We start from the raw sequence: 23,388 nt of genomic DNA, 5'->3' as shown, positions 1-23,388 counted from the left end.
CTACCTACTCTCTGCATTGTCGGCGCGGGTCTTCGGCCGCTGCCCTCGTACGTGGCGGGGGGTGTAGAGCTTCCCCGGGGGTTCTTCGATCTTGACGAACGTGTCCTCACGCTCGCTGAGCGCGTCCTCGATGATCGTCTTGGCTTCCTCGGGCTTCTCCTTGGCGATCGCCCAGGCCCACTTGCGGTAGCGCAAGGCCACATCCTCGGCGGGACCATCCAGGATGAGACGGCCGTGATTGAGCCAGATGGCCCGGGTGCAGGTTTCCTCGATGGTCTGGGCAGCGTGGCTCACGAGGAAGACGGTGCCCGCGTTCTCGCGGAGCTTCTCCATCCGGACCTCGCTGCGCTCCTTGAAAGCGGCATCCCCGGTCGCAAGAGCCTCGTCGATGAGGAGGATGTCGGGGTTCGCTGCCGTCGCGATGGCAAACCGAAGGCGAGAGCCCATGCCTGACGAATACGTCTTCATGGGGAGGTAGATGGACTTCCCGAGGCCGGCGAGCTTGATGACGTCCGGCACAGCCAGCGCGGTCTCGTCGGGGGTGAGTCCCATCGCGAGGCAGCCGAGGCGGACGTTCTGTTCCCCCGACAGGTCGGGGACGAGGGCTGCGTTGACACCGATCAGGACCGGGGTGCTTTCCGCGAGCACCTGTCCGCGGGCAGGTTTCTCGAGCCCGGCAATGATTCGCAAGAGCGTGCTCTTGCCCGAGCCGTTCTGACCGACGATCCCGATCTGCTCGCCTGAGCGGGCGACGAAGGAGATGCCGGCGAGGGCACGGACCAAGACCATGGGCTGCTGGCCCAGGAGCGTCTTGGCCGCGCGGGCCAGAGGGTTTGCTCGGCGCCTCTCGGACGCGTCGGTCGACGGGACGCGATAGCGGACGTGGACGTCCTGGACCGCCACGGTCGCCGAAGCGAAAGGGTCAGAGACGACCATACGACTCTTCCCCCTGCCAGAAGACGACGAACCCTACGAGAAGTGCGCCGAATGCCCAGGCGCTCAGTGACAGCCACATGGATCCCGCGGGCGTCTCGCCGTAGAGCAGACAGTCGCGGACCATGTCGAGCACCATGAACATCGGGTTGGCTTCCATGAGAGCCAGCATCGTGGGGTGGTCGATGAACTTCTCGTACGAGAAGAAGACCGCTGAGCCGTAGAGCCAGAGGCGCATCGCGAACGAGATGAGCTGATTGAGGTCGGGGACCTTGGCGGCGGCGCGGGCCAACAGTAGCGCCAGACCGGTGCAGAAGATCACCTGAAGAGCCAGCACGCCGGGGACGAGCACGACGCGCCAGGTGAGCACCTCAGAGGGTGGGAGAGCCAGGAGCAGGGCGATCATGGCCGCCAGGACCGGGATCATGTTGAGCATTTCACGCAGGACGACCGAGATAGGGAGCGCGGCACGAGGGAAGGCGAATGCGCGGATCAGGTTCCGTCCAGCGGTGATCGCCCTCGCCCCCCCGGTCACGCAGCGCGTGGTGAACGAGAAGAGGAAGGTGCCGACGATGAGGTAGCCCAGGAAGTTCGGAACGCCCTGCCCCGACTGCAGCAGCAGTCCGAAGATCAGGAAGTACGTCAGCCCGTCCAGGATCGGCTTGAGCACGAGCCACGCCGTGCCGAGCAGCGTCTCGCGCGTCCCGCTCGTGACCTTGGCCCGCGCGTCGGCCCACAGGAAGTAGCGCCGGTCCCAGAGCTGGGCGATGTACTCGCCCAACGGCGGCCGGGCTCCGACCCGCGTCAGGCGCCCCGCCGAGATGACCTCGACCTTGGTCTCGGGCCCCTCGAAGAGCATCGAGTAGAGGTCGACCGGGCTGGCCTTCCCCTCCGTCTGCCCCGTCGTGGGAGCCTTCGATGATGCGGTCATGCGGTGAATCCTAGGCAACGTCGGTAGATACCCCGGTACGCATCCGCGTTTTTCGCCCACGTGCGTTCGCTCGCAAGTACTCGACCTCGGGCAACGAGCTCGCCGGCGAGGGCCGGGTCGTGCTGCAGCGACTCGATCGCATCCGCCCACCCGGGCAGGTCGTCGGGGGCGACGAGCAGCCCCCCGTGCGGTGCGTCGAGCACCTCGGCCAGGGCCGGCAGGTCGCTCGCGATCACAGGACGCCCGATCGCCATGGCCTCGACCGGCTTGAGGGGCGTGACCAGGCGGGTCACGCGGTCGTCGCGGCGCGGCACGAGGAAGGCGTCGAGCGCCGCCATGTACAGCGCAGCCTGTTCGTGGGGCACCCGCCCGGGGAGGATCGCGTGCGGCCCCAGACCCAGCTCGTCGGCCAGGCGCAGCAGGCCTGGCCGGGCCACGCCGTCGCCCACGACGAGCGCCGTCACGTCCAGACCACGCTGACGGAGCAGCGCGACGGTGCGCAGGATCGTGTCGTGCCCCTCGTATCCGACGAGGCTGCTCACGGTGCCCACCACGAACGACGCCTCGGGCAGCCCCAGCGACGCGCGGGCAGCGGCAGGCGCAGGGTGCTCCGTCAGGAGCGAGGAGCGCACAGCGTTCGGCACGACCGAGATCCGCTCGGACGGAACCCCTCGGGAGACCAGTTCGTCACGCATGGTCGCGCTCAGGGTCACGACGGCGTCGGCGGCGACCGCGAGCTCGGTCTCCTTGGCGCGCAGCAGCGCGCGCCGTTCGGACCGCTCCGCGACCTCCCGGGCCTCGGGCGTGCTGTGCGACGCGACCCACGTCTCCTCGGGCAGCCCGCGCACCTCGTAGACCCACGGGATCCCCAACCGCTCCGCGGCGGCACGCGTGACCTCTCCGTTGGTCCCGGGCGTCGTGGTGTGCAGGACGTCGGGCTCGAATCTCTCCGCAGCCCGGACCAGCAGGTCCGTTGCGTCCGAGAAACGGCGCGCCGGATCGTTCGGCAGGCCGGTCGGGATGAGCCGTCGGTAGGGGATCCCGTCGACGACGTCGACCCCGCGCGCGCCCAACGACCCGATGGTCACGGGGTAGCCCGCACGCGTGGTCGCCTGGACCCGCATCCCCGCGTCGCGCTGCGCGGTGAGGACCGCGTGGCTGCGCAGGGTGTACCCGCTCTGGGTATGCGGCAACGAGTTGGTGAGGTGGTGCAGCACGGCGAGCGGCGCCGTCGGACCGGGGGAGGGCGCGGCAACCTCCCACAGCCGGACCTCCGCGCGCGGCGCGAGCGCGTCGACCTGACCCAGCAGGCTCGCCAGGACCCGCTTCTCGGCGCGACCCGACGCGTGCGCAGCACGCAGGGCCGTGACGTCCCCTCGCTGCCACAGCGCCCGCAGGCCCGCAGGGCCGGGGGAGGGCACGCCGTCGAGGAGGTCGGGGCGTCCGACGGCGACGGCGACCTCGGCGCCGATGCGCGAGCGTCCGCCCGACTTCTGGAGCAGTCGTGACGACTCGTCGGCAGCCCCGGACGAGTCACCTGCGAGGTAGTGCGAGAGAGCGCGAGAGGCCGAGGGGGACGGTGCGAGCCCCAGTGCGCGGACCACGACGGCTCTGACCCGGGACGGCGCGCGCCGTACGGCCTGGATCGCGAGCCACACCGGGTCGTCGAGGAGTGCACGCGTCGCGAAGGACGCGGCGAAGCGGACGTTGCGCGCGAGCTCGCGCGCGGAGGACAGGCGGCTCATCGGGTGAGGCCGTCGAGCAGCGCGAGATAGGTCTCGGCGAGGACGTCGTCGTTCGCGTGGGCCGCGACCCACGCGCTGGCCGCGTGGCTCGCGACGGGCGCGGTCCCGGACGTGGCGTAGCCCGCCCAGAGGTTCGCGAGGGCTTCGACGTCACCGGGCGGCACCACGTCGCCCGCCTCGAGCGACAGGACCAGCTCGGCAGACTCTCCCGCGACGCACGCCGTGACGTGGTGACCAGAGGCCATGACCTCGTAGAGCTTGGACGGCACGGTCCACTGGAACGGCTCCCAGTTGCGCAGGGAGACGACCAGGGTGTCGGCCCAGCCGTAGAGGGCCTCGATCTCGGCGTGCGGGATGGGCGGGCCGATCGTCACGGGCGCGCCCAACGACCGGGCGAGTGTGGCGAGTTGCGTCGCGTCGTTGCCGGCGCCGACGATCCGGACCTCGATCGGCAGCCCACGGGACTCGACCACGGCAGCCGCGCGCACCACGACCTCGAGCCCCTGGGACCTGCCGAGCGTCCCGGCGTAGACGACGCGGAACGGACGGGGTGCGAGGTCCGTGCCCGGAGCCACGGCAGGCTGGCTGACCACGGGGAAAGCCGTGCCGTTGCGCACGACGGCCACGTTGCGGGCGCCTCGGGAGCGGACGACGTCGGCGAACGTCTCCGTGGTGGTCACCACCAGGTCGGCGCGGGACTGCAGCCGCGTGATGGCCCGGTGCGCGAGCGTCGTCGCGAACGCCCGGCCAGGGCGTCGCTGGGCGAGCGAACCGGTCATGATCCCGCTCGGGCGGATGAGGTCCGGCCAGGCGTCGCGCATCTCGACGACCAGGGCGGCGCGGAAGATCCGTGCGAGCGCCCAGGCCGCGAACATGCTGGGGATCCCGGGCACGGTCCCGATCACGACCGTTGGGCGGACGGTACGGCGACGCAGGCGCCGCCAGCCGAGGTGGATCGAGCTCAGGGCGGCCACGAGATGGTCCAGCGTGCGCGAGACCAGGGAGGTCGTGTGCTCCCGGTAGCGCACGCGGATGATGCGCTCACCGTGCGCGCCACGCGAGACCGTCCCGGGCAGGTGCGCCTCGGACCCCGGGGCGAGGATGCCCGAGGGGTAGTGCGGAGGCGGAGTAAGGACGCTCACATCGACTCCGGCCGGGACGAACCGGGCGACGAGCGCTCCCCAACGGCGCTGCGGGGCCCCCGTCTCGGGCGCGTAGTGATGGGTCACGAGGAGGACGCGGTGCCCCGACGACGGCTTCCGCCGCGCGTGGAGCGCCCCCCTCGGTGCGCGACCGGCCATGTCCCCTGGTTTCTCTCAGCGATCCCGGTAGGTCGGCATCGACACTGCTCGTGGTCTGGGCCGGTTCGGCCCGAAATATTGCACGTGCGTCCCACGTGTTCGACGCGAAACCTCCACAGTCTATCTCCGTGCCAGGGGACCGTTGGTACGCCAAGAGATGGGTAGGTGGGGTGAACATCCGCGCGAGGGCGCCGATTCCGGGACCCGCAGCACTGCCGGTGTCCTAAGATCCTTGCCGTGTCAGACAACGAGCTGCTCCCCGTCGGGACCGAGTCCACCCCAGGTTCCGGCGACGTCGGGGCAGGTCGCCGTCATGTCCGCAAGCGCAGGCGAGGCGCCAGGACGGCGCTGATCGTCCTCGGAACGCTCGTCGCGGTGCTCTGCCTGGGCGGGGTCGCGGCCGTGGTCGCCTTCCGGAACAATCTCGACAGCAACATCGAGAAGCTGGCCGACCCGTTCGAGGGGATCCAGAACCGGCCGGAGGCCGCGCCGAGCGACCCCGAGGTGCCCGACGAGGCCGTCAACATCCTGGTGCTCGGGTCGGACAGCCGCATCTCGGCGGGGGACCCGTCGCAGTGGAAGGCAGGGGCGCAGCGCACCGACGCGATCATGCTCGTCCACCTGCCGGCTGACCGGAAGTCCGCCCAGGTGGTCTCGTTCCCGCGTGACAGCTGGGTGCCGATCCCGGGGCACGGTGAGGCGAAGATCAACGCGGCCTTCTCCTACGGCGGCCCGGCACTCATGATCGAGACCGTCGAGCAGCTCACGGGCGTGCGGATCGACCACTTCGCGCTCACCGACTTCACGTCCTTCACGTCGTTGACCGATGCGCTGGGCGGCGTGCAGATCCGCATCCCCGAGGACATCAACGACGGCAAGAAGGTCCAGTTCGCGGCCGGGGTGCACATCATGACCGGTGAGCAGGCCCTCGCCTACACACGTCAGCGTCACGGCCTGCCCAACGGGGACTTCGGTCGTGCGCAGCGTCAGCAGAACTGGATGCGCTCGATCCTTGCCAAGGTCAACAACAACCGTAACGACGTGCCTCTCATGACGTCGTTCTTCACGGCCTTCAGCCAGTCCGTGGCGGTCGACGAGCAGTTCACGATGGACCGTATCCAGAACCTGTACATGAGCGCGCGCGGGCTGTCGACCAACGACGTCACGTTCCTCACGGCTCCGCACAACGGCACGGGCCGCTCGGCGGACGGCCAGTCGATCGTGGTGCTCAACCGTGAGCTGCTCGACCCCCTCATGGCGTCGTTCGCGAGCGACACCGCCGCGCAGTTCGTCGAGGAGAACAAGGGAGTGCTCACGGTGCTCCCCGCGACGGTGAAGTGAAGGCTCCGAACGGCTCGACAGGTAGCGCTGCACGGTCCGTCCTGATCCACGGGAGCTGTGTCACGCGCGATGCGTTCGCGCTCCCTGGGGAGTCGGGTTTCCAGCTCGTGGACTACTACGCGCGCAGCTCGCTCGCGAGCGCGTTCGCCGACCACGGCCTTCAGGGGGTCGACACCTCGACCATCCCGTCCCCCTTCCAGCGGCGGATGGTCGATCGCGACCTGGGCAAGCACTTCTGGCGCGACCTCGCCGACCTGCAGGCGGACGTGATCGTCGTCGACCTCGTCGACGAGCGCTACGGGCTTCTGGTGGACGACCGCTCAGGCGTCGGGACCCCGTCGGCGGAGCTCCTGCGTGCGGACGGCATCTCGCCCGACCTCCACCGGGTCGTTCCCGGATCGATCGACTTCCTGATGGCCTGGGAGGCCGGTCGTCGTCGTTTCATGGCCGAGGCGAGGGCGGCCGGCGTGCTCGACCGCATCGTCGTGCATCGGGCCCGCTGGGCCGAACGATGTGCCGACGGGACACAGTTCGACTACCAGGCGTCGGCGGAGGCGAACCATCTGCTCGAGCACATGTACGGGCGGCTGCGGCAGGATCTCGCGCCGCACCAGTTCGTCCGGGTGCCGGCGCACCTCGTGGTCGGTGACCCCGACCACCGGTGGGGGCGCTCGCCCGTCCACTACGTCGAGGAGTACTACCGGACCTTCCTCGATCTGCTGGACCGCGCGACGGCGTCGCCCCGCCGCTGAGCGACGGCGTCGCCGGGCGCTGAGGGCGGCCTGCCCCGCCACTGAACAGTGGCTTGGTCCCGCCGCTGAGCGTCGCAGGGCGTCGCTGAGCGGCGGGACGGGTCGAGGGGACCCTGGGGAGGTCGGTCAGGCAGCGGTTCCGTCGAGCACGACGAGCCCGTCCCGGAACGACACGTCCGCGACGCTGGCGCCGGGGAGGCGGGCCTGGAGGAGACGCTGGACGTCGAGCGCGATCCTCGCGTCGGGCAGGACGCGTACCGAGCCGGCCGGCAGCCCCTTGGCGGTGACGACCGTCTCGATCCGGCTCGCGGCGAGGCCGAGGAGCTTGTGCGCGGGCAAGCCGCCCGCGTGCGCGTCCACGGAGAACGTCGCGACGCCGTCGGTCACCTCGACCACGCGCAGCGTGGCGCGGACCGTGGGCGCGAGGCGGGTCGCGAGCTTGAGGGGGGCGGGCAGGCGCTTGACCTGGCGCGGTTCCGCGACGAGGTCGAGCGCGTCGTCGCGCCCCGAGACGGAGGTGATGAAGGACGGCAGATTGCGGCCCATGAGCCCGAGGAGGTGGAGCGTCTCGGCGAGGGTGAGTTCCTGATGCACGGCGCACACCATAGCGGACGTTCGGGGCGAGTCGGGTGCCCCGTCGGGAGCGTTCTCGTCCCACCCGAACCCTTTCCTTACCTAAGGTAATGAGTTAAGGTAAAGAGATGCCTGCTGCGGAACCGATCACGTCCTCGTCCCCCACGAAGGCGCAGTGTCGGCCCGCGACTCTCGGTGGTGACCTGCGGGTCGCCCTGACCCGCGTCTCGCGCGCACTGCGCTCGCAGCGCGGCGGCGCCGACCTCCCCGAGGGCCAGTTCGGGGTCCTGACCGTGCTCCACAAGCACGGCGGCATGACCCCCGGTGCGCTGGCCACGCACGAGCGCATCCGGCCGCCCTCCATGACGCGCACGGTCAACGCGCTCGTCGAGCTCGGCCTGGTCCACAAGGTCGAGCACCCCACGGACGGGCGCCAGGTCGTCGTCGCGCTGACCGATGCCGGTGTGCTCGAGGTCAAGGAGACCCGGCGCCGCCGCGACGCGTGGCTCACCCAGCAGCTGACCAGCCTGACCCACGAAGAAAGAGAGACCTTGGCCCGCGCCAGTGACCTGTTGACCCGGATCGCCGCACGATGAGCGCGACGTTCTCCTCCCTCAAGTACTACAACTACCGCCTGTGGTTCGGCTCCGCGCTCGTCGCGAACGTCGGGACCTGGATGCAGCGCATCGCCCAGGACTGGCTCGTCCTGACGGTGCTCACGGCGAACTCCGGTGTCGCCGTCGGAGTCATCACGGCCCTGCAGTTCGCGCCCGTCCTCGCGCTGTCCGCGTGGGCGGGCGTCCTGGCGGACCGGCTGCCGCGCCGCAAGATGCTCATGGCCACGCAGGGCGCCTCGGGCGTGCTCGCGCTCGGGCTCGGCGCCCTGGTGCTCTCGGGGCACGTCGAGCTGTGGCACGTCTACGGGTTCGCGCTCGCGCTCGGGTGCGTGTCCGCGCTCGACGGCCCCGTGCGCCAGACGTTCGTCGCCGAGATGGTGCCGAGCGACAAGCTGTCCAACGCCGTGGGCCTCAACAGCGCGTCGTTCAACGCGGCCCGGTTGATCGGCCCCGGCGTCGCGGGCCTGCTGATCGCCGCGGTGGGCACGGGCTGGGTGTTCATCATCAACGGCATCAGCTTCGGCGCGACCATCTTCGCGCTGTCCCGGATGCGCACGCGCGAGATGCACAAGCTGCCCAGCGCGTCGCGCGAGAAGGGGCAGATCCGCGAGGGCATCCGCTACGTGCGCGGACGCTCCGACATCATCGTCATCATGGTGGTGCTGAGCGTCGTCTCCACGTTCGGGCTCAACTTCCAGCTCACGTCCGCCATGATGGCGCGCGTCGAGTTCGGCATGGGCGCGGGCGAGTACGGGATGCTCGGGTCGATCCTCGCGATCGGCTCGCTGACCGGCGCCCTCATGGCGGCGCGGCGCGAACGGCCGCGCGTGCGGCTCGTGATCGGGTCCGCGTTCGGCTTCGCGGTGGCCACGGGGGTCATGGCCCTCATGCCGAGCTACACGACGTTCGCGCTCGCGTGCATCCCGGTCGGCTTCGCGTCGCTGACCATGATGACCGCGGCCAACACGACCATCCAGATGACGACGGACCCCGTGATGCGTGGGCGCGTCATGTCCCTGTACATGATCGTGTTCCTCGGGGCGACGCCCGTCGGTGCACCGATCGTCGGCTGGATCGCCGAGGCCTACGGGCCTCGCTGGGCGATCGGGATCGGCTCCATCACGGCGCTCCTGGTCTCGGTGGGCGCGGCGATCTGGGCCATGCGGAACTGGAAGTTCACGGTCAGCTACCGCGTGACGCAGCGCCCGCACCTCCTGGTGACCTACCCCGCGGGCGGCGCGGCGCGGCGTGCGAGCCGCAGCGACGCGCGCGAACGGCTCGGCGTCGACGACGCGCAGGACGTGGCCGAGGCGGCCTGACCTCGCTCGGCCACGGGCCGAGCGGCCGCGGCGAGCGATCGCTTCGAGCAGGCGCACACACAGACGCGGCCCGCCCCGGACGTCCGGGGCGGGCCGCGTCGTGTCTCAGGGCTCAGGCCAGCGCGTCGACCACGAAGTCGATGCTCTGCGTGAGCAGCTCGACGTCCGTGGGCTCGATCGCGGGGAACATCCCGATGCGCAGCTGGTTGCGGCCCAGCTTGCGGTAGGGGAACACGTCGAGGATCCCGTTGGTGCGCAGCGCCGCGATGACCTGGGTCGCGTCGATCGACTCGTCCAGGTCGATGGTCCCGACGACGGTGGACCGGTCCTCGGGGCGCGTCACGAACGGCGTGGCCCACTCGCGTGACTCGGCCCACGCGTAGAGCGTGCGTGCCGAGGTCGCCGAGCGGGCGCTCGACCATGCGAGGCCGCCCTGCTCGTTGAGCCAGTCGACCTGCTCGGCGAACGTCACGAGCGTCGCGACCGACGGGGTGTTGAGCGTCTGGTCCAGGCGCGAGTTCGTCAGCGCCGCCTGGAGAGAGAGGAACTCGGGCACCCAGCGGTCACCGGACTCGATCTCCTCGAGGCGCGCGACGGCGTCGGGCGACAGGATCGCGACCCACAGCCCGCCGTCGGACCCGAAGACCTTCTGGGGCGCGAAGTAGTAGACGTCGGTCTCGGCGAGGTCGACCGGGAGGGCGCCCGCGCCCGACGTCGCGTCGACGAGCGTCAGCGCGCCCTGCTCGCGCGATCCCGGGACGCGGCGCACGGGGGCCATGGCTCCGGTCGAGGTCTCGTTGTGGGGCCAGGCGTAGACGTCGACGCCGTCCGCGAGCTCGGGGAGCGCGACCGACCCCGGGGGAGCGGTGACGACCTGCGAGGGCTCGAGGAACGGTGCGCGGGTGGTCGCGGTCGCGAACTTGGCGCCGAACTCGCCGAACGCGGCGTGCTGGGCGCGCTCGCGCACCAGGCACAGCGTCGCGACGTCCCAGAACGCCGACGACCCGCCGTTGCCGAGCACGACCTCGTACCCCTCGGGGGCGTCGAACAGGTCCGTGAGCCCGGAGCGGATCCGGCGGACCAGGGACTTGACCGGTGCCTGGCGGTGCGAGGTGCCGAGCACGGACGTGCCGGCCTCGACGAGCGCGCGCACCTGTGCGTCGCGGACCTTGGAGGGCCCGCAGCCGAAGCGGCCGTCGCTGGGCAGCAGGTGCGGGGGGACGGTGATCTGGGTGGGCTCAGGCACAGGGCAACGATAGTCCGGCCTGGCGCGAACACCGTCGGGCGTCCACAATGTCGGTGGCTCGGACCTAAACTAAGGTCAGCGGCCCGCCGGTGCGGCAGGTGCCCCCAAGCCCCCAAGCGACAGGAGCGCGACGTGACCGACCTGATCGACACCACCGAGATGTATCTGAAGACCATCTACGAGCTCGACGAGGAGGGCATCGTCCCCCTGCGTGCGCGCATCGCGGAGCGACTCGGACACTCGGGACCCACCGTCTCCCAGACGGTGGCCCGCATGGAGCGGGACGGTCTCGTCGTCGTGACGGGGGACCGTCACCTCGAGCTCACCCCGGACGGCCACGCCAAGGCTCAGCGCGTCATGCGCAAGCACCGCCTCGCGGAGCGACTGCTGACGGACGTCATCAAGCTCGACTGGGAGTTCGTGCACGTCGAGGCCTGCCGGTGGGAGCACGTCATGAGCGAGCTCGTCGAGAAGCGCCTCATCGGCCTGCTCGACCACCCGCACTACGACCCCTACGGCAACCCCATCCCGGGGCTCTCGGAGCTGGGTGAGGACATCCAGGAGATCGAGTACCTCGACGGCGTGGTGTCCCTGCCGGCGTACGTGGCCGCCGCGGACCGCGCGGGACGCCAGCCGGGCGGGCTGCGCGTGGTCGTGCAGCGCATCGCCGAGCCGCTCCAGACGGACACGGACCTGCTGGCCCGCATCGCGGCCGCGGGCATCCTGCCCCGCCAGGAGGTCACCGTCACGCCGGAGGCGGGGTCGTTCACGGTGTCCGCGGAAGGTGCGGAGACGGTCCTCGACCTGCCCGACGACGTCGCTCGCCACATCTTCGTCACGGCGCCCTGAGCGCAGCGCACCACGGGTTCCGCCGCCGCCCCGCACCCCCTTCGTGGGGTGCGGGGCGGCGGTGTTCTCGGCGCCTTCTCGGGGTGCCCGGGGCAACGATCTTGTGCCGGTTCGTCCTGCTATACCAGGCCTTTCCAGGGCGTCGTGACGGGAACGTGACATTCACCCGGAGGTCGTGTACGTTCGGTTCTGCTTCACGGATGAATCGTCCGTCGAGGCCCTTGCGCGGAACGCCGAACCCTGTCACCGCGCGAGGAGCACCACGACCCGATGACAGGGACGGGGGACCCAAATTCGGGTACCGGAAACGGTGCCCTTGGGGTGAAGCCAGACGGACCTCGGTCCTGACGGCCGGGTGATTCTCCCACCCGAACCCGACAGCTGACCTCGCAGGCGTCCAGGAGAGGTATCCAGTGAACGCAGTCACGACCGGCGCACGCCACCGTGCAGCGCGACGCCCGCTTTCCACCCTTGCTTCGGCGGCGACGGCTTCCTCCGTCGGCCGCCGCACCGCTGTCGTCGCTGCCTCGTCGGGACTGATCGTCTCGATGCTGGGTGCGATGCCCGCCAACGCTGCGCCCGTCGACCACGACACGGCCAAGCTCAACACCGTCGACCTGAACGCGCTCACGACGCAGGCCCGCGCCGCGCTCGAGTCCGCTCCGTCCGTCACGGTCGCCGCTGAGGCCGGCTTCACGATCGAGAGCGCGGCCGTCGCCGTGACCCCCGCTCCTGAGCCCGAGCCCGAGCCCGTCGTCGAGCGCGCCACGCAGGCCTCCTCGCGCTCGGCCGCACGCACCGCGAACACCACGGCCACCACGTCGACGACCGAGAAGGCTGCTTCGGTCTCCGTCCCGGCCTCGGCCAACGGCAGCGCGATCGTCTCGATCGCCAGCCGCTACGTGGGCGTCCCGTACGTCTACGGCGGCACCACCCCGGACGGCTTCGACTGCTCCGGCTTCACGAGCTACGTCTTCGCGCAGGTCGGCATCACCCTCCCGCGCCAGTCGAGCGCCCAGGGCAACGTCGGCACCAAGGTGTCGCGTGCCGACGCTCAGCCCGGCGACCTGATCTGGACCCCCGGCCACATCTCGATCTACGCCGGTGACAACATGCAGATCGACGCACCGCGTCCCGGCAAGACGATCCAGTTCCGTCAGATCTGGCAGTCGAACCCCACGTTCATCCGCGTCGCCTGAGTCCCCTCGCAGGCCTCTGAGCCTCGCGGGAGCGATCTTCCGCAGCTCGAACAGCACCCCGTCACCCTGCCTCGTGCAGGGTGACGGGGTGCTGTCGTTCGCGGGGGAGCGAGGGCCGGGCCGACGGCAGGCGGGCCGTGGGAGCGCAGTGCGCCGACGAGGGAGCGACCCGCCCCTCCGGGGGTCCGGCGCCTCGGTGGACTTTGCCTGTTCTTTCGATAGGTTTGTCTCAGGATGGTGCTTCACCATCGGGAGGAGATGAAACCATGACTCGTGCAGAGATCGTGCTCGTCGGGGTCGACGGTTCGGAGCCCAGCCTGCACGCCCTGGACTGGGCGGCTGCGTACGCGCGCCAGGTCGGCTGGCCCCTGCACGTCGTGTGTTCGTACTCGCTCCCGTCCTTCACCGCGGCCTCGCTCGACGGCGGCTACGCGGCCCTGGACGACACCGCGATCCAGGAGGGTGCCAAGGCGGTCCTGGCCGAGGCCACCCAGCGGGCCGAGGCCGCGGGCGTCAGGACGACCGCCGCGATCGCGACCGGCGACGCCGCCGGTGTCCTGGTCGAGCTCTCCAAGGACTACAGCCTGGTCGTGGTGGGGACCCGCGGGCGGGGTGGGTTCACCGAGCGTCTGCTCGGCACCGTCTCGTCGGCGCTGCCCGCGCACTCGCGGTGCCCCACGGTCGTCGTGCCCCTGAAGTCGGGCGGGGAGGGCGGCGAGCTGCCGGCGATCCAGCCGCTCAAGCGGATCGTGGTCGGCGTGGACGGCTCACCGTCGGCCGACATCGCCCTGCGGCACGCCATCAAGCAGGCCAGGGCGTGGAGCGCCGAGCTCGTCGCCGTCGCCGGCGTGCCCGTCGGGGCAGGGGCCGGGTTGCTCGCCTGGCTGCCGGCCTCGATCGACCACCAGCAGGTCCTCGACGACATCACCGAGGGGCTCAACGTCATCGTGGACCGGCACGAGGCCGAGAACCCCGACGTCCCCATCAAGCGGATCGTGCTCGACGGGACGGGGGCCGAGCTCCTCACGGAGTTCTCGACGGCCTCGGACCTCGTGGTGGTCGGGTCGCGCGGGCGTGGTGGGTTCACGGGGCTGCTCCTGGGCTCGACGAGCCAGGCGGTCCTGCACCACTCGGCCTGCCCCGTCATGGTCGTGACCAAGCGTTGCGAGGACGAGAAGCCCCCGGTGGCGAAGGGCGCCTCGGCGGAGGGCTGACGACACCGCACCGCGTGGACGTGCCGGAGCGGGCGTGATCTCGAGGTCACGCCCGCTCCGGCACGCCGGCGGCCGGGGCGCGTTCAGTTGCGCGTGCGGTACAGGTGCATGGTGATCGGCGCGAAGACGGCCGTGAGGAGCACCGAGGCCAGCAGGACCCACCCGATCTGGTCGAACGTGGCGGTGCCGGCCATGAGGGCGCGGACCGCGGTCGCGAGGTGGCTCACGGGGTTGATCTCGGCCCAGGTGCGTAGCGCCGAGGGCATGGTGTCCGGGTCGACGAAGATGTTCGACGCGAACGTCAACGGCATGAGCACCAGCATCGAGACGCCCATGACCGCGTTGGGCGTGCGCATCACGAGGCCCAGGATCGTGAAGATCCAGCTGATCGCGAACGCGAAGACCAGCAGCAGGGCGACGGCCAGCAGGACGCCGACCAGCCCGCCGTCGGGCCGGAAGCCGATCGCGAGCCCCAGGCCCACCGTGATGACCGACGCGATCGTGTACCGGACCGTGTCTCCCATGAGCGCGCCCACGATCGGGGCGGGCCGCCAGATCGGGAGCGAGCGGAACCGGTCGAACACCCCCTTGGTGATGTCGGTGTTCAGGGTGAAGCCCGTGTAGACCGTGATGATCAGGACCGTCTGCACCAGGATGCCGGGCAGCAGGTACTGCAGGTAGGTCGTCGTGTCCCCGGCGATCGCCCCACCGAACAGGTACGTGAACATGAGCGTGAAGATGATCGGCGTCAGCGTGACGTCGAACAGCTGCTCGGGGACGTGCTTGATCTTGAGCAGCGCCCGCCACGCGAACGTCAGGGTGTTCGCGAGCGGCGACGGCCGGGTCGGGTGCTGGTCGATCGCGATGGCCTCGCGCAGGGTCTGTGCCTCCGGGGTGGTGATCACCTCGGTCTGGGTCGCGGCCATCAGGCCACCTCCTCGGTGTGGCTCGTGGTGCCACTTCGGTTCTGGTCTTCCTCGTCGACCGGCTGGCCCGTGAGCGCCAGGAACACCTCGTCGAGGCTCGGCTGCCCGAGCGTGAACTCCGGTACCCCGATGCCCGCGTCCGCGAGAGCGGGCAGGAGCTGTGCTGCCAGGTCCGCGCCGTCGTCGGGCACGCGCGCCGAGAACGCGTACGGGTCGGGCGCGAGCACGACCTCCGCGCGCAGCACGCGCTCGACGATCTCCGCGGCCCGGGCGCGCTCGGACGAGTCGGCGAGACGCAGGTTCACCGACCCCTCGCCGACCGAGCGCTTGAGCTCGGTCGCGGTGCCCTCGGCGATGACCTTGCCGTGGTCGATCACGGCGATGCGGTCCGCGAGCTGGTCGGCCTCCTCGAGGTACTGGGTCGTGAGCAGCACGGTCGCGCCGTCGGCCACGAGCACGCGCACGATGTCCCACACCTGGTTGCGGCTGCGGGGGTCGAGCCCCGTGGTCGGCTCGTCGAGGAACAGCACCCGGGGGCTCATGACGAGGCTCGCGGCGAGGTCGATGCGGCGGCGCATGCCGCCCGAGTACGTCTTGACGGGCCGGTTCGCGGCCTCGGCGATGCCGAACGCCTCCATGAGGTCCATGCCCCGGCGCCGCGCCGCGGGCTTCGAGAACCCGTAGAGCCGCGCGATGACGATCAGGTTCTCCGCGCCGGTCAGGTCCTCGTCGACCGACGCGTACTGGCCCGTGAGACCCACGAGCGAGCGGACGGCGTCGGGCTGGGCCAGGACGTCGTGCCCCAGGACGTGGGCCGTGCCCGCGTCGGGGCGCAGGAGGGTCGTGAGCATGCGGACGGCCGTGGTCTTGCCCGCGCCGTTGGGGCCGAGGACCCCGTAGACCGTGCCGGTCGGCACGGCGAGGTCGATCCCGTCGACTGCCCGGGTCTCCTTGAAGTGCTTGACGAGGCCGTGGGCCTCGATCGCGAGATCTGGTGCGCTGGTCATACGTGCTCCCTGAGTCGTGGGTGGTGCACGGGTCTGTCCAGGTTCGACCGGCGGTGGCGTGAGAACTCATCGGTGCCGGGCGGCCGAGATCTCCATCATGCGACGACGGACGGCCCCGGACCAGAGGTCCGGGGCCGTCCGTCGGGAGCGGGGCGGGTCAGGCGTCCGCAGCCGCCTTCTCCGCCGCGGCGAGCAGCACGCACGTCGCGACACCGTCGATCGCGACCCGGACCTCGTCGAGCGGGGGCAGGGTGGGGGCCAGGCGGATGTTGGCGTCCTGCGGGTCCTTGCCGTACGGGAACGTGGCCCCCGCAGGCGTCAGGGCGATGCCCGCCTCCTTGGCGAGCTGGACCACGCGCGCCGCGGTGCCCGGCACGACGTCGAGCGACACGAAGTACCCGCCGAGCGGCGCGGTCCAGGACGCGACACCGTCCGTCCCGAGGCGCTCGCGCAGGATCGTGTCGACGGCCTCGAACTTGGGTGCGATCACGTCCCGGTGCTTGCGCATGTGGGCACGAACGCCCTCGGCGTCGCCGAAGAACTCGGCGTGGCGGAGCTGGTTGATCTTGTCCGGGCCGATCGACTGGGCCGCGAGGTGCTTCTTGTACCAGGCGATGTTGGCCGGGGAGGCGCCCAGGAACGCGACCCCCGCACCGGGGAACGTGATCTTGGAGGTCGAGGCGTAGAGCAGCACGCGGTCCGGGTTGCCGGCCTCGGCGGCCAGTGCGAGCGCGGGCGCGGACTCGGTCTCGACGTCCGTGAGGTGGTGCACCGCGTACGCGTTGTCCCACATGATGCGGAAGTCGGGCGCAGCGGCGGGCATCGACACGAGGCGCTGGGCGACCTCGCGCGAGACCACCGAGCCGTCCGGGTTCGCGTAGGTGGGCACGACCCACATGCCCTTGATGCTCGGGTCGTCCGCCACGAGGGCCGCGACGGCCTCGGCGTCGGGACCGTCGGCCGTCATGGGGACGGTCACCATCTCGATGCCGAACGCCTCGCACAGCGCGAAGTGCCGGTCGTAGCCCGGGACCGGGCACACGAACCGGACCTTCTCCTCGCGGGACCAGGGGCGCTCGGAGCCGGGCAGACCGAACAGCATCGCGAACGCGAGCGTGTCGTGCATGAGCGTGAGGCTCGCGTTGCCGCCTGCGAGGAGCTGGGCGACGGGGACGTCCAGCAGCTCGGCGAAGATGCGGCGGATCTGCGGCAGGCCGTCGAGCCCGCCGTAGTTGCGCACGTCGGTGCCGTCGGCGTCGGTGACCGTTCCTGCGCCCGGCAGTGCCAGGAGGGCGTCGGAGAGGTCGAGCTGCTCGGCGGAGGGCTTGCCGCGCGTCAGGTCGAGCTTCAGGCCGAGGGACTGCAGGTCAGCGTAGGCCTGCTGCCACTCGGCGAGGCGGGTGGAGGTGTCAGAGGCAGGAGTGGTCACCCTCCGGACTCTACCGATCTGCGGCGAGCTGCGTCAGGGCGTCACGCAGAGCGGCCATCCCGAGGTCGAGGTCTGGACGCTCGATCACGAGCGGGGGCGCGAGCCGGATGGTCGAGCCGTGCGTGTCCTTTGCCAGGACACCCCGCGCGAGCAGGGCCTCGCACAGGTCGCGGCCCGTCCCGCGGGCGGGGTCGAGGTCGATCCCGGCCCACAGCCCCACGCCCCGGACGCCCGTCAGGAGCCCCTCGTCGACGAGGCTCCCGAGGCGTTCGTGCAGGTGCCCGCCCAGGTCGCGCGTGCGGGCCTGGAGCTCGCCCGTCTCGAGGAGCCCGACGACCGCGAGGCCCACCGCGCACGCGAGCGGGTTGCCCCCGAACGTCGACCCGTGCGTCCCGGGGGTCAGCACGTCGAGGATCTCGCGCCGCCCGACGACCGCCGAGACCGGCACGACGCCGCCACCCAGGGCCTTGCCGAGCGTCACCAGGTCTGGCCGCACGTCCCACAGCTCGCACGCGAGCGTGGTCCCGGTCCGGCCCAGGCCGGACTGGATCTCGTCCGCGATCAGCAGGACGTCGCGCTCGTCGCACACGCGGCGCAGCGCGGGCCAGTAGTCGTCGGGAGGCACGACGACGCCCGACTCTCCCTGGATCGGCTCCATGAGGACGGCGACCGTGGTCTCGTCGATCGCGTCCGCGACGGCACGGGCGTCGCCGTAGGGCACGAGGCGGAACCCGGGCGTGAACGGGTCGTACCCGTCGCGCGCGTCGGGGTCGTCGGAGAAGGAGACGATGGTCGTGGTGCGCCCGTGGAAGTTCCCGTGCCCGACGACGATGCTCGCCTGCCCGGCCGGCACGCCCTTGACCTCGTAGCCCCACTTGCGGGCGATCTTGATCGCGGTCTCGACGGCCTCGGCGCCCGTGTTCATGGGCACCATCACGGCGCTGCCGGAGTCGCCCGGGGCGCCCTTCTCGCCCGCCCGTCCGGCCGGCGTGCCGTGGTCGGCACCCTGGACGAGCGGCCCGATCAACCGGGTGAGCCGGTCCGCGAACGGGTGCAGCAGGTCGTGGTCGAACGCCCGCGACGTGAGGGTGACGCGTCCGAGCTGCTCGGTCGCGGCCGCGATCAGCCCGGGGTGGCGGTGCCCGAAGTTCAGGGCCGAGTACCCCGCGAGCAGGTCGAGGTAGCGACGGCCCGCGACGTCGGTGACCCAGGCGCCCTCGCCCGTCGCGATCGTCACGGGCAGCGGGTGGTAGTTGTGCGCGAGCGAGTCGCGACGGTCCGTGCGGGTGCCCGACGGCGCCGCTCCCGACGCGTGGGCCCGTGCGGCGTCGGTGGTGTCCGGGCTGGTCGCGGGCGCGGGGGCCGCCTGGCTCTGGGCGCTCACGGCCGGATCTCCAGGGTGCAGCACTTGGAGCCGCCGCCCCCGCGCAGGAGCTCGGACGTGTCGATCCCGACGGTCTCGTAGCCTCGCTCGGCCAGGGCCGCCGCGAAGCGGGTCGCCGCGGGCGTGTGGATCACGTGCAGCCCGTCGCTCACGGCGTTGAGGCCCAGGACCAGGGCGTCGTCCTCGGTCGCGTGGTGGGCGTCGGGGTAGCGCTCGGCCAGGAGCTCCTGGGACGCGGGGGAGAACGCCGGCGGGTAGTAGGCGACGTCGACCGTCACCTCGGCGGGGCGAGCGTGCGTGAGGTGCGGGGCGTCGCGCGGGGGAGCGCCGCCGTCGGGCAGGGGGGAGAGGAGCGGCGGCGGTGTGCCGCCCGGCGTGACGCGCGCCGTGCCGTCGCTGCCGTTGTCGCCCTCGCTGCCGCGCAGCACCACGAGCGCGGTGTCGAGGTGGTAGAAGCGGGGGTCGACGAGCTCGAGCGTGAGGACCTCGCGGCCCCACAGGTCGGCGGCCTCCTGGTGGGCGCTGACCTCGGTGCGGAAGCCCGTGCCCGCGAGGACGACGTCGCCCGCGACGAGCAGGTCGCCCTCGCCCTCGTTGACGTGGTCGGCCGAGTGGGTCACGTAGCCGCGGTCGGCGAACCACTTGAGGTAGGCGGGGCCCTCGGGGGCGCGCTCGGGGTGGCGGAACAGGGCCGAGTAGACGAGGCCGTCGACGACGGTCGCGCCGTTGGCCGCGTAGACCATGTCGGGCAGGCCGGGCTCGGGCTCGATGAGGTCGACCTGGTGCCCGAGGTCGAGGTACACGTCGCGCAGGCGCTCCCACTGGGAGACGGCGAGCGCGGTGTCGACGGGCCGGGCGCGGTCCATCCACGGGTTGATCTCGTAGCTGACGGTGAAGTACGTGGGGCGGCACATGAGGTAGTGCCGGGGGACCTGCGTGGGTCCCGGGATGCTGGTCGTCATCTGCGCCTCTGGGGTCTGGGTGGGCGTGGGACGTGCGACGGTGCGGGGTGTGCGTCGTTGCACGGTGTCTGCTGCGGGACCCCGGGTCGCGAGCCGGTCCGAGGCCTTCCCGTCACTGTACGACCTGGACGGTGACTTGGGTGGTCGGCGGACCGGCCCCGGAACACGATCGAGATCAGGGGTTGACTATCGATACGTCAACGATATATCTTTAACTCGTCGACGCAGAGAGTGCGGAAGAACGCACCGCGTCGAGGACCCGGATGTCAGGCCGAGGGCCCGTCGGAGAACCGACGAGAACCCGCCGGCACCCGCCACCCGAGCCCAGCGCTCGGACGCCCCGCGAAGGGGCTCCCCAGACACGCTCGACTCATCACAGGAGACACCACATGCGTACCCCCCACCAGCACCCAGATGCTTCCCGCCCGCCCCGCGACCGTTCCGGCCGCGCAGGCGCCTTCGACTCCTTCGGGGGCCGACCCCGTCGCCGACGCGACGACTTCCCCACCGCCGGAGAGGGCTTCGGCCCGGACTTCGGTGCCGACCTCGGCGGCCCGCGCGGTCGCCGCGGCGGCCGACCCGACGGCCCCGGCCGTGGCGAGCCCGGGCGTGGCGACGCGCCCCGTCGCGGGCCCGAGGGCTCGGGCCGTCCCGGGCGTGGTCCCGACGGCCACCCGGGCCACCACGAGCACCACGAGCACCACGACGGACCCGACGAGCGGTTCGACGACCGGTTCGAAGGACGCGGGCCCCGTGGGCACCGCGGCGGACCTGGCGGCGGCCCTCGCGGCCACCGCGGTCCCGGAGGACGCGGCCCGGGCGGCCGCGCCGGGCGCGGCGACATCCGCGCTGCCGTCCTGCTCCTCCTGACCGAGGCGCCCATGCACGGCTACCAGATCATCCAGGAGATCGGCGAGCGCACCTCGGGTGCGTGGCGTCCGAGCCCCGGTGCGATCTACCCCGCGCTGAGCCTGCTCGAGGACGAGGGCCTCGTGACCATCACGGCTGAGGGCGGGCGCAAGCTCGCGAGCCTCACCGACGACGGTCGCACCTACGTCACCGAGCACGCCGACGAGCTGGGCTCTCCCTGGCAGGACGCGGCCGACGGCGGCGTCCGCCCGGCGCGGCAGCTCCGTGGCTCGCTCCAGCAGGTCGCCGAGGCGCTGCGGCAGGTCGCCCGGTCGGGTTCGGACGAGCAGGTGGCCCAGGCCGTCGCGCTCCTCGAGCGCACGCGCCGCGAGCTCTACCTGATCCTCGCGGGACCGGCCGACGCGCCGGTCGCCGAGACGCCTGACGCGGCGGAGACGCCGGACCAGGAGGCCTGACCCCCAGCGGTGCCGAGCATGCGCTTGGCGTCAGGAACCGGCTGGTTCCGAGCGACGACCGCATGGTCGACGAACGACGACCGCATGCTCGGCAGGGGGGCCACACACGGATCTCGGCGCCGGCCGATGGGCCGACAGGGCCGACGAGCCGTCGGCGTCAGAGCCCGCGCGCGACGATCCGGTCCAGACGGCGCAGCGACACCCGGATCATGAGGTCCAGCACGCGCGCGGCGAGCGGAGCTGTCACGGATCGGGGCAGCGGACCGGCGAGGTACACGTCCTCCCACCAGGTCACGGCGCAGCGCGCCACGGGCTCGCGCGGGGTCGCGGCGGGCAGGTGATGAGCCGCGAGGGGCACGACGACGATCCCCGCCTCCCCGAGCAGCGCGGGCCCGAGCTTCAGGTACGTCGCGCGCCCCGCCTGGCCGCCGGGTCCGGGCGGCTCCCAGGCCGTGATCCGCATGCGGTCGGGGAAGCCCGGCGCACCCTGGGGTGCGAACGGCCCGGAGACCATGGTGAACTCGGCGCCGACCCCGGGCTTCCAGGCCGTCGCGGGGAGCGGCGAACCGTCCGCGCCGTGGAACGTGCCACGACTCAGGGGGACCCAGCGCGGGTGCGTCCGCACGTCCGCGACCAGGGCGAAAGCCCGCTCGGCGTCGAGGGGCAGGACGTGCGTGAGCTCGACGCGTCCCGGTCGTGCTGGGGTGCTCGGCCCGTCCGCTGCCGTCATGAAGACTTCTTGGGTCGGCGCCAGCGCACCGACCGGATGCCGCGCGGCGCACCGTCGGCGCCGGACCCATCGCGTGCCCGGCGGGCCGCTGCACGTTCGGCCGCCTCGTCGACCACTCCGGGCCCGGCCCCGGGCACGGGGGCGTCGACCAGGCTGAGCCGGTCCGCAGGTGCGGGGACGAGCAGAGGGGGAGCGGCGCCGTCGGGCACCTCGATGACCTCCAGGACGGGCCGGAACGCCTGGGGCGGCGGACCGAAAGCCCGCCGGGACTGGCTGATCACGGTCTTCCCGAGCGCCCGCGAGCCCGCCACCCCCACGACGGCGCCCACGCCGAACGGCACGAGCCGTCCGATCGCCAGGCCGCCGTGCTTGACCAACTGCGTGCGCATGAACTTGTTCGTCAGGGCCTTGTTGACCTGCTTGAGCGTGCTCGACGGCATGCTCGTCATGAGCACCTTGCCCCACGCGAGTGCCGACCCGCCCGACGCCTTCTCGACCGCCTGGGACCCCTTGTCCCCGAGGACCGAGGCCATGAGGAGGGCGCGACGACGTGCGGCGTCGTCGACCTCGAAGCCGTACACGTCCGCGACCGCGAGCGAGAACGCGGCCGACGACCCGAAGAACGTCGCGACGTCGCTCGCGGTCAGCGCGATGCCCACGCCCGTGCCGACGGCCGGGAACGCCGCGGCGGCACCCACCGCGCCGCCCGCGGTCCCGATGACCATGAGGTACTCGCGCTCGAGGATCCCGATGATCTGCGCGGGCGACGAGTGCGGGTTGCGGCGGCGCAGGCCGTCCACGTGCGCGTGGATGACCGACGACGGGATGGTGACGGCCTTGTCCAGGGCTGCGTCGAGCAGCGGCGTGCTGCGCAGGTCGCCCCAGTCGTCGGCGGTCTGTCCCTCGGGTGCGTCCTGGACCGCGGTCAGGTGCCCGTACTGCGGCTCCGGCCGGACGCTGTCCGACGTTCCCCAGACGGCCATCTGGGACTCGGTGTCCTTCTTCTTGCGACCCATCGGACGACTCCCTCCAGTGACGGCTGCTGTCCCTCGTGCCCCGGACCGCGGTGCCACGTGTCGACTACTCGCCGACCGCACCCACGACCGGGCCGAAGGTGTGCTCCACTGTCGCACCGTTCTTGACGGTACGCCCCACGGTGCACGTGGTCTCGATCGCGCGGTCGGCGACCTTGAGGAGACGCTCGCGCGCGTCGTCCTCGAGGCCCGACAGGTCGATCTCGAAGTGCTCGGTGATGGCCGTGTAGCGGTCCTCGGCCATGTCCTTGGCGCCGTCGACGCGGATGGTCACCTGGTAGTCGTCGCCCAGGCGGCGCGCGAACGGCGCGTCGCTGCTCATGCCTGCGCACGCGGCGAGCGCGATCTTGAGGAGCTCGCCCGGGGTGAAGACCGCACCCTCGCTCGCGGGGCCGATCGACACGCTCGCGCCGCGCGCCGAGAAGCCGGTGTACGTGCGGGTGCCGGTGCGCTCGACCCACAGGGCGTCCGTCGGGGACGGCGACGACGTGGGGATCTCTTCGGCTGCGGCTGCGGTGTTCGTCATGCTGCTGATCTTCCCATCCTCGGGGTACGGCCGTTCCGTGCGACC

General features: G+C 71.6%; 23 protein-coding genes and 1 riboswitch. Of the genes, 9 read left to right on the top strand and 14 right to left on the bottom strand.

The features are described from left to right. The 4 genes from ASE15_RS00505 to ASE15_RS00490 are packed head-to-tail and all read right to left on the bottom strand — an operon-like array spanning position 1 to position 4,838. Positions 1-936: an ABC transporter ATP-binding protein gene (locus ASE15_RS00505; RefSeq protein WP_082618060.1), complete on the bottom strand. Its 936-nt coding sequence runs from the start codon at positions 934-936 to the stop codon at positions 1-3. Further along, positions 923-1,864 carry an ABC transporter permease gene (locus ASE15_RS00500; RefSeq protein ID WP_082618059.1) on the bottom strand — a complete coding sequence of 314 codons (942 nt, stop codon included), beginning with the start codon at positions 1,862-1,864 and terminating at the stop codon, positions 923-925. The genes ASE15_RS00505 and ASE15_RS00500 overlap by 14 nt, the downstream gene beginning before the upstream one ends. Further along, positions 1,861-3,609, bottom strand: coding sequence for a glycosyltransferase family 4 protein (locus ASE15_RS00495; protein WP_056760494.1), 1,749 nt, complete (start codon positions 3,607-3,609; stop codon positions 1,861-1,863). Before ASE15_RS00495 ends, ASE15_RS00500 begins: the two co-directional genes overlap by 4 nt. Beyond that, positions 3,606-4,838: a glycosyltransferase family 4 protein gene (locus tag ASE15_RS00490; RefSeq protein ID WP_235534048.1), complete on the bottom strand. Its 1,233-nt coding sequence runs from the start codon at positions 4,836-4,838 to the stop codon at positions 3,606-3,608. Before ASE15_RS00490 ends, ASE15_RS00495 begins: the two co-directional genes overlap by 4 nt. A 309-nt stretch (positions 4,839-5,147) precedes the next feature. Here ASE15_RS00490 and ASE15_RS00485 point away from each other — a divergent pair, with 309 nt between their 5' ends. Continuing rightward, a complete protein-coding gene (locus tag ASE15_RS00485) occupies positions 5,148-6,251 on the top strand; it encodes an LCP family protein (RefSeq protein ID WP_235534047.1) in 1,104 nt (367 codons plus the stop codon). Further along, positions 6,248-7,003, top strand: a complete 756-nt coding sequence (locus tag ASE15_RS00480) for a DUF6270 domain-containing protein (protein ID WP_157277080.1) — start codon at positions 6,248-6,250, stop codon at positions 7,001-7,003. Before ASE15_RS00485 ends, ASE15_RS00480 begins: the two co-directional genes overlap by 4 nt. Positions 7,004-7,129: 126 nt before the next feature. On the opposite strand, the gene ASE15_RS00475 is transcribed toward ASE15_RS00480, so the two are convergent. After that, positions 7,130-7,597, bottom strand: coding sequence for a hypothetical protein (locus tag ASE15_RS00475; protein ID WP_235534045.1), 468 nt, complete (start codon positions 7,595-7,597; stop codon positions 7,130-7,132). A 107-nt stretch (positions 7,598-7,704) separates the two neighbouring features. Here ASE15_RS00475 and ASE15_RS00470 point away from each other — a divergent pair, with 107 nt between their 5' ends. Both ASE15_RS00470 and ASE15_RS00465 read left to right on the top strand, forming a co-directional pair. Then, on the top strand, positions 7,705-8,172 hold the full coding sequence (locus tag ASE15_RS00470) for a MarR family winged helix-turn-helix transcriptional regulator (RefSeq protein WP_056645445.1): 468 nt from the start codon (positions 7,705-7,707) through the stop codon (positions 8,170-8,172). Continuing rightward, a complete protein-coding gene (locus ASE15_RS00465) occupies positions 8,169-9,512 on the top strand; it encodes an MFS transporter (protein WP_056760487.1) in 1,344 nt (447 codons plus the stop codon). Before ASE15_RS00470 ends, ASE15_RS00465 begins: the two co-directional genes overlap by 4 nt. A gap of 112 nt (positions 9,513-9,624) precedes the next feature. On the opposite strand, the gene serC is transcribed toward ASE15_RS00465, so the two are convergent. Continuing rightward, positions 9,625-10,758: a phosphoserine transaminase gene (gene serC, locus ASE15_RS00460; protein ID WP_235534043.1), complete on the bottom strand. Its 1,134-nt coding sequence runs from the start codon at positions 10,756-10,758 to the stop codon at positions 9,625-9,627. Between the two features lie 132 nt (positions 10,759-10,890). Here serC and ASE15_RS00455 point away from each other — a divergent pair, with 132 nt between their 5' ends. The 3 genes from ASE15_RS00455 to ASE15_RS00445 all read left to right on the top strand — a co-directional run bounded on the left by ASE15_RS00455 (position 10,891) and on the right by ASE15_RS00445 (position 14,020). Next, the gene (locus ASE15_RS00455) at positions 10,891-11,607 is read left to right on the top strand and encodes a metal-dependent transcriptional regulator (RefSeq protein WP_056645453.1); all 717 of its coding nucleotides are present in this window, start codon (positions 10,891-10,893) and stop codon (positions 11,605-11,607) included. 221 nt (positions 11,608-11,828) lie between these two features. Beyond that, positions 11,829-12,018, top strand: a riboswitch (cyclic di-AMP (ydaO/yuaA leader). 149 nt (positions 12,019-12,167) lie between these two features. After that, positions 12,168-12,806, top strand: coding sequence for a C40 family peptidase (locus ASE15_RS00450; protein WP_231907562.1), 639 nt, complete (start codon positions 12,168-12,170; stop codon positions 12,804-12,806). 266 nt (positions 12,807-13,072) lie between these two features. After that, on the top strand, positions 13,073-14,020 hold the full coding sequence (locus ASE15_RS00445; RefSeq protein WP_056645459.1) for a universal stress protein: 948 nt from the start codon (positions 13,073-13,075) through the stop codon (positions 14,018-14,020). 83 nt (positions 14,021-14,103) lie between these two features. Here ASE15_RS00445 and ASE15_RS00440 read toward each other — a convergent pair whose 3' ends face one another. The 5 genes from ASE15_RS00440 to ASE15_RS21315 form a co-directional block, all read right to left on the bottom strand. Further along, the gene (locus ASE15_RS00440; RefSeq protein WP_056645461.1) at positions 14,104-14,946 is read right to left on the bottom strand and encodes an ABC transporter permease; all 843 of its coding nucleotides are present in this window, start codon (positions 14,944-14,946) and stop codon (positions 14,104-14,106) included. Next, positions 14,946-15,953: an ATP-binding cassette domain-containing protein gene (locus ASE15_RS00435; protein WP_056645464.1), complete on the bottom strand. Its 1,008-nt coding sequence runs from the start codon at positions 15,951-15,953 to the stop codon at positions 14,946-14,948. Before ASE15_RS00435 ends, ASE15_RS00440 begins: the two co-directional genes overlap by 1 nt. 157 nt (positions 15,954-16,110) lie before the next feature. Then, the gene (locus ASE15_RS00430; RefSeq protein ID WP_056760484.1) at positions 16,111-17,382 is read right to left on the bottom strand and encodes an aminotransferase class I/II-fold pyridoxal phosphate-dependent enzyme; all 1,272 of its coding nucleotides are present in this window, start codon (positions 17,380-17,382) and stop codon (positions 16,111-16,113) included. Between the two features lie 10 nt (positions 17,383-17,392). After that, entirely contained in the window at positions 17,393-18,625 is a 1,233-nt protein-coding gene (locus ASE15_RS00425) for an aspartate aminotransferase family protein (protein ID WP_056761349.1), read from the bottom strand. Positions 18,626-18,762: 137 nt separating this feature from the next. Next, a complete protein-coding gene (locus ASE15_RS21315) occupies positions 18,763-19,728 on the bottom strand; it encodes a dimethylarginine dimethylaminohydrolase family protein (protein ID WP_056760481.1) in 966 nt (321 codons plus the stop codon). Positions 19,729-20,265: 537 nt separating this feature from the next. Here ASE15_RS21315 and ASE15_RS21310 point away from each other — a divergent pair. After that, positions 20,266-20,598 (top strand): hypothetical protein, encoded by a 333-nt coding sequence (locus tag ASE15_RS21310; protein ID WP_235534041.1) that lies wholly within the window; start codon positions 20,266-20,268, stop codon positions 20,596-20,598. 11 nt (positions 20,599-20,609) lie between these two features. Then, positions 20,610-21,053, top strand: a complete 444-nt coding sequence (locus ASE15_RS21305; RefSeq protein WP_068706591.1) for a PadR family transcriptional regulator — start codon at positions 20,610-20,612, stop codon at positions 21,051-21,053. A 157-nt stretch (positions 21,054-21,210) separates the two neighbouring features. Here ASE15_RS21305 and ASE15_RS00410 read toward each other — a convergent pair whose 3' ends face one another. From ASE15_RS00410 to ASE15_RS00400, 3 genes are all read right to left on the bottom strand, one after another. Beyond that, entirely contained in the window at positions 21,211-21,783 is a 573-nt protein-coding gene (locus ASE15_RS00410) for an SRPBCC family protein (RefSeq protein ID WP_056760479.1), read from the bottom strand. Then, positions 21,780-22,799, bottom strand: coding sequence for a hypothetical protein (locus ASE15_RS00405; RefSeq protein ID WP_200960486.1), 1,020 nt, complete (start codon positions 22,797-22,799; stop codon positions 21,780-21,782). The genes ASE15_RS00410 and ASE15_RS00405 overlap by 4 nt, the downstream gene beginning before the upstream one ends. 64 nt (positions 22,800-22,863) lie before the next feature. Beyond that, positions 22,864-23,343: an OsmC family protein gene (locus tag ASE15_RS00400; RefSeq protein ID WP_082608424.1), complete on the bottom strand. Its 480-nt coding sequence runs from the start codon at positions 23,341-23,343 to the stop codon at positions 22,864-22,866. Positions 23,344-23,388: the final 45 nt, after the last annotated feature.

Origin of the sequence: Oerskovia sp. Root22 (assembly GCF_001429135.1) — a bacterium.
In the GTDB taxonomy this organism is placed as follows: domain Bacteria; phylum Actinomycetota; class Actinomycetes; order Actinomycetales; family Cellulomonadaceae; genus Oerskovia; species Oerskovia enterophila.
Note: the sequence above shows the minus strand (reverse complement) of the source record. Positions and strands in the feature narration are given on the sequence as shown.

Excerpts from the sequence above, each read along its gene's own strand:
- ASE15_RS00405 (WP_200960486.1), bottom strand. The coding sequence starts at position 22,799 with ATGGGTCGCAAGAAGAAGGACACCGAGTCCCAGATGGCCGTCTGGGGA.
- ASE15_RS21305 (WP_068706591.1), top strand. The coding sequence starts at position 20,610 with ATGCACGGCTACCAGATCATCCAGGAGATCGGCGAGCGCACCTCGGGT.
- ASE15_RS00500 (WP_082618059.1), bottom strand. The coding sequence starts at position 1,864 with ATGACCGCATCATCGAAGGCTCCCACGACGGGGCAGACGGAGGGGAAG.
- ASE15_RS00495 (WP_056760494.1), bottom strand. The coding sequence starts at position 3,609 with ATGAGCCGCCTGTCCTCCGCGCGCGAGCTCGCGCGCAACGTCCGCTTC.
- ASE15_RS00445 (WP_056645459.1), top strand. The coding sequence starts at position 13,073 with ATGACTCGTGCAGAGATCGTGCTCGTCGGGGTCGACGGTTCGGAGCCC.
- ASE15_RS00450 (WP_231907562.1), top strand. The coding sequence starts at position 12,168 with ATGCCCGCCAACGCTGCGCCCGTCGACCACGACACGGCCAAGCTCAAC.
- ASE15_RS00505 (WP_082618060.1), bottom strand. The coding sequence starts at position 936 with ATGGTCGTCTCTGACCCTTTCGCTTCGGCGACCGTGGCGGTCCAGGAC.
- ASE15_RS00400 (WP_082608424.1), bottom strand. The coding sequence starts at position 23,343 with ATGACGAACACCGCAGCCGCAGCCGAAGAGATCCCCACGTCGTCGCCG.
- ASE15_RS00465 (WP_056760487.1), top strand. The coding sequence starts at position 8,169 with ATGAGCGCGACGTTCTCCTCCCTCAAGTACTACAACTACCGCCTGTGG.
- ASE15_RS21315 (WP_056760481.1), bottom strand. The coding sequence starts at position 19,728 with ATGACGACCAGCATCCCGGGACCCACGCAGGTCCCCCGGCACTACCTC.
- ASE15_RS00440 (WP_056645461.1), bottom strand. The coding sequence starts at position 14,946 with ATGGCCGCGACCCAGACCGAGGTGATCACCACCCCGGAGGCACAGACC.
- ASE15_RS00435 (WP_056645464.1), bottom strand. The coding sequence starts at position 15,953 with ATGACCAGCGCACCAGATCTCGCGATCGAGGCCCACGGCCTCGTCAAG.
- ASE15_RS00470 (WP_056645445.1), top strand. The coding sequence starts at position 7,705 with ATGCCTGCTGCGGAACCGATCACGTCCTCGTCCCCCACGAAGGCGCAG.
- ASE15_RS00410 (WP_056760479.1), bottom strand. The coding sequence starts at position 21,783 with ATGACGGCAGCGGACGGGCCGAGCACCCCAGCACGACCGGGACGCGTC.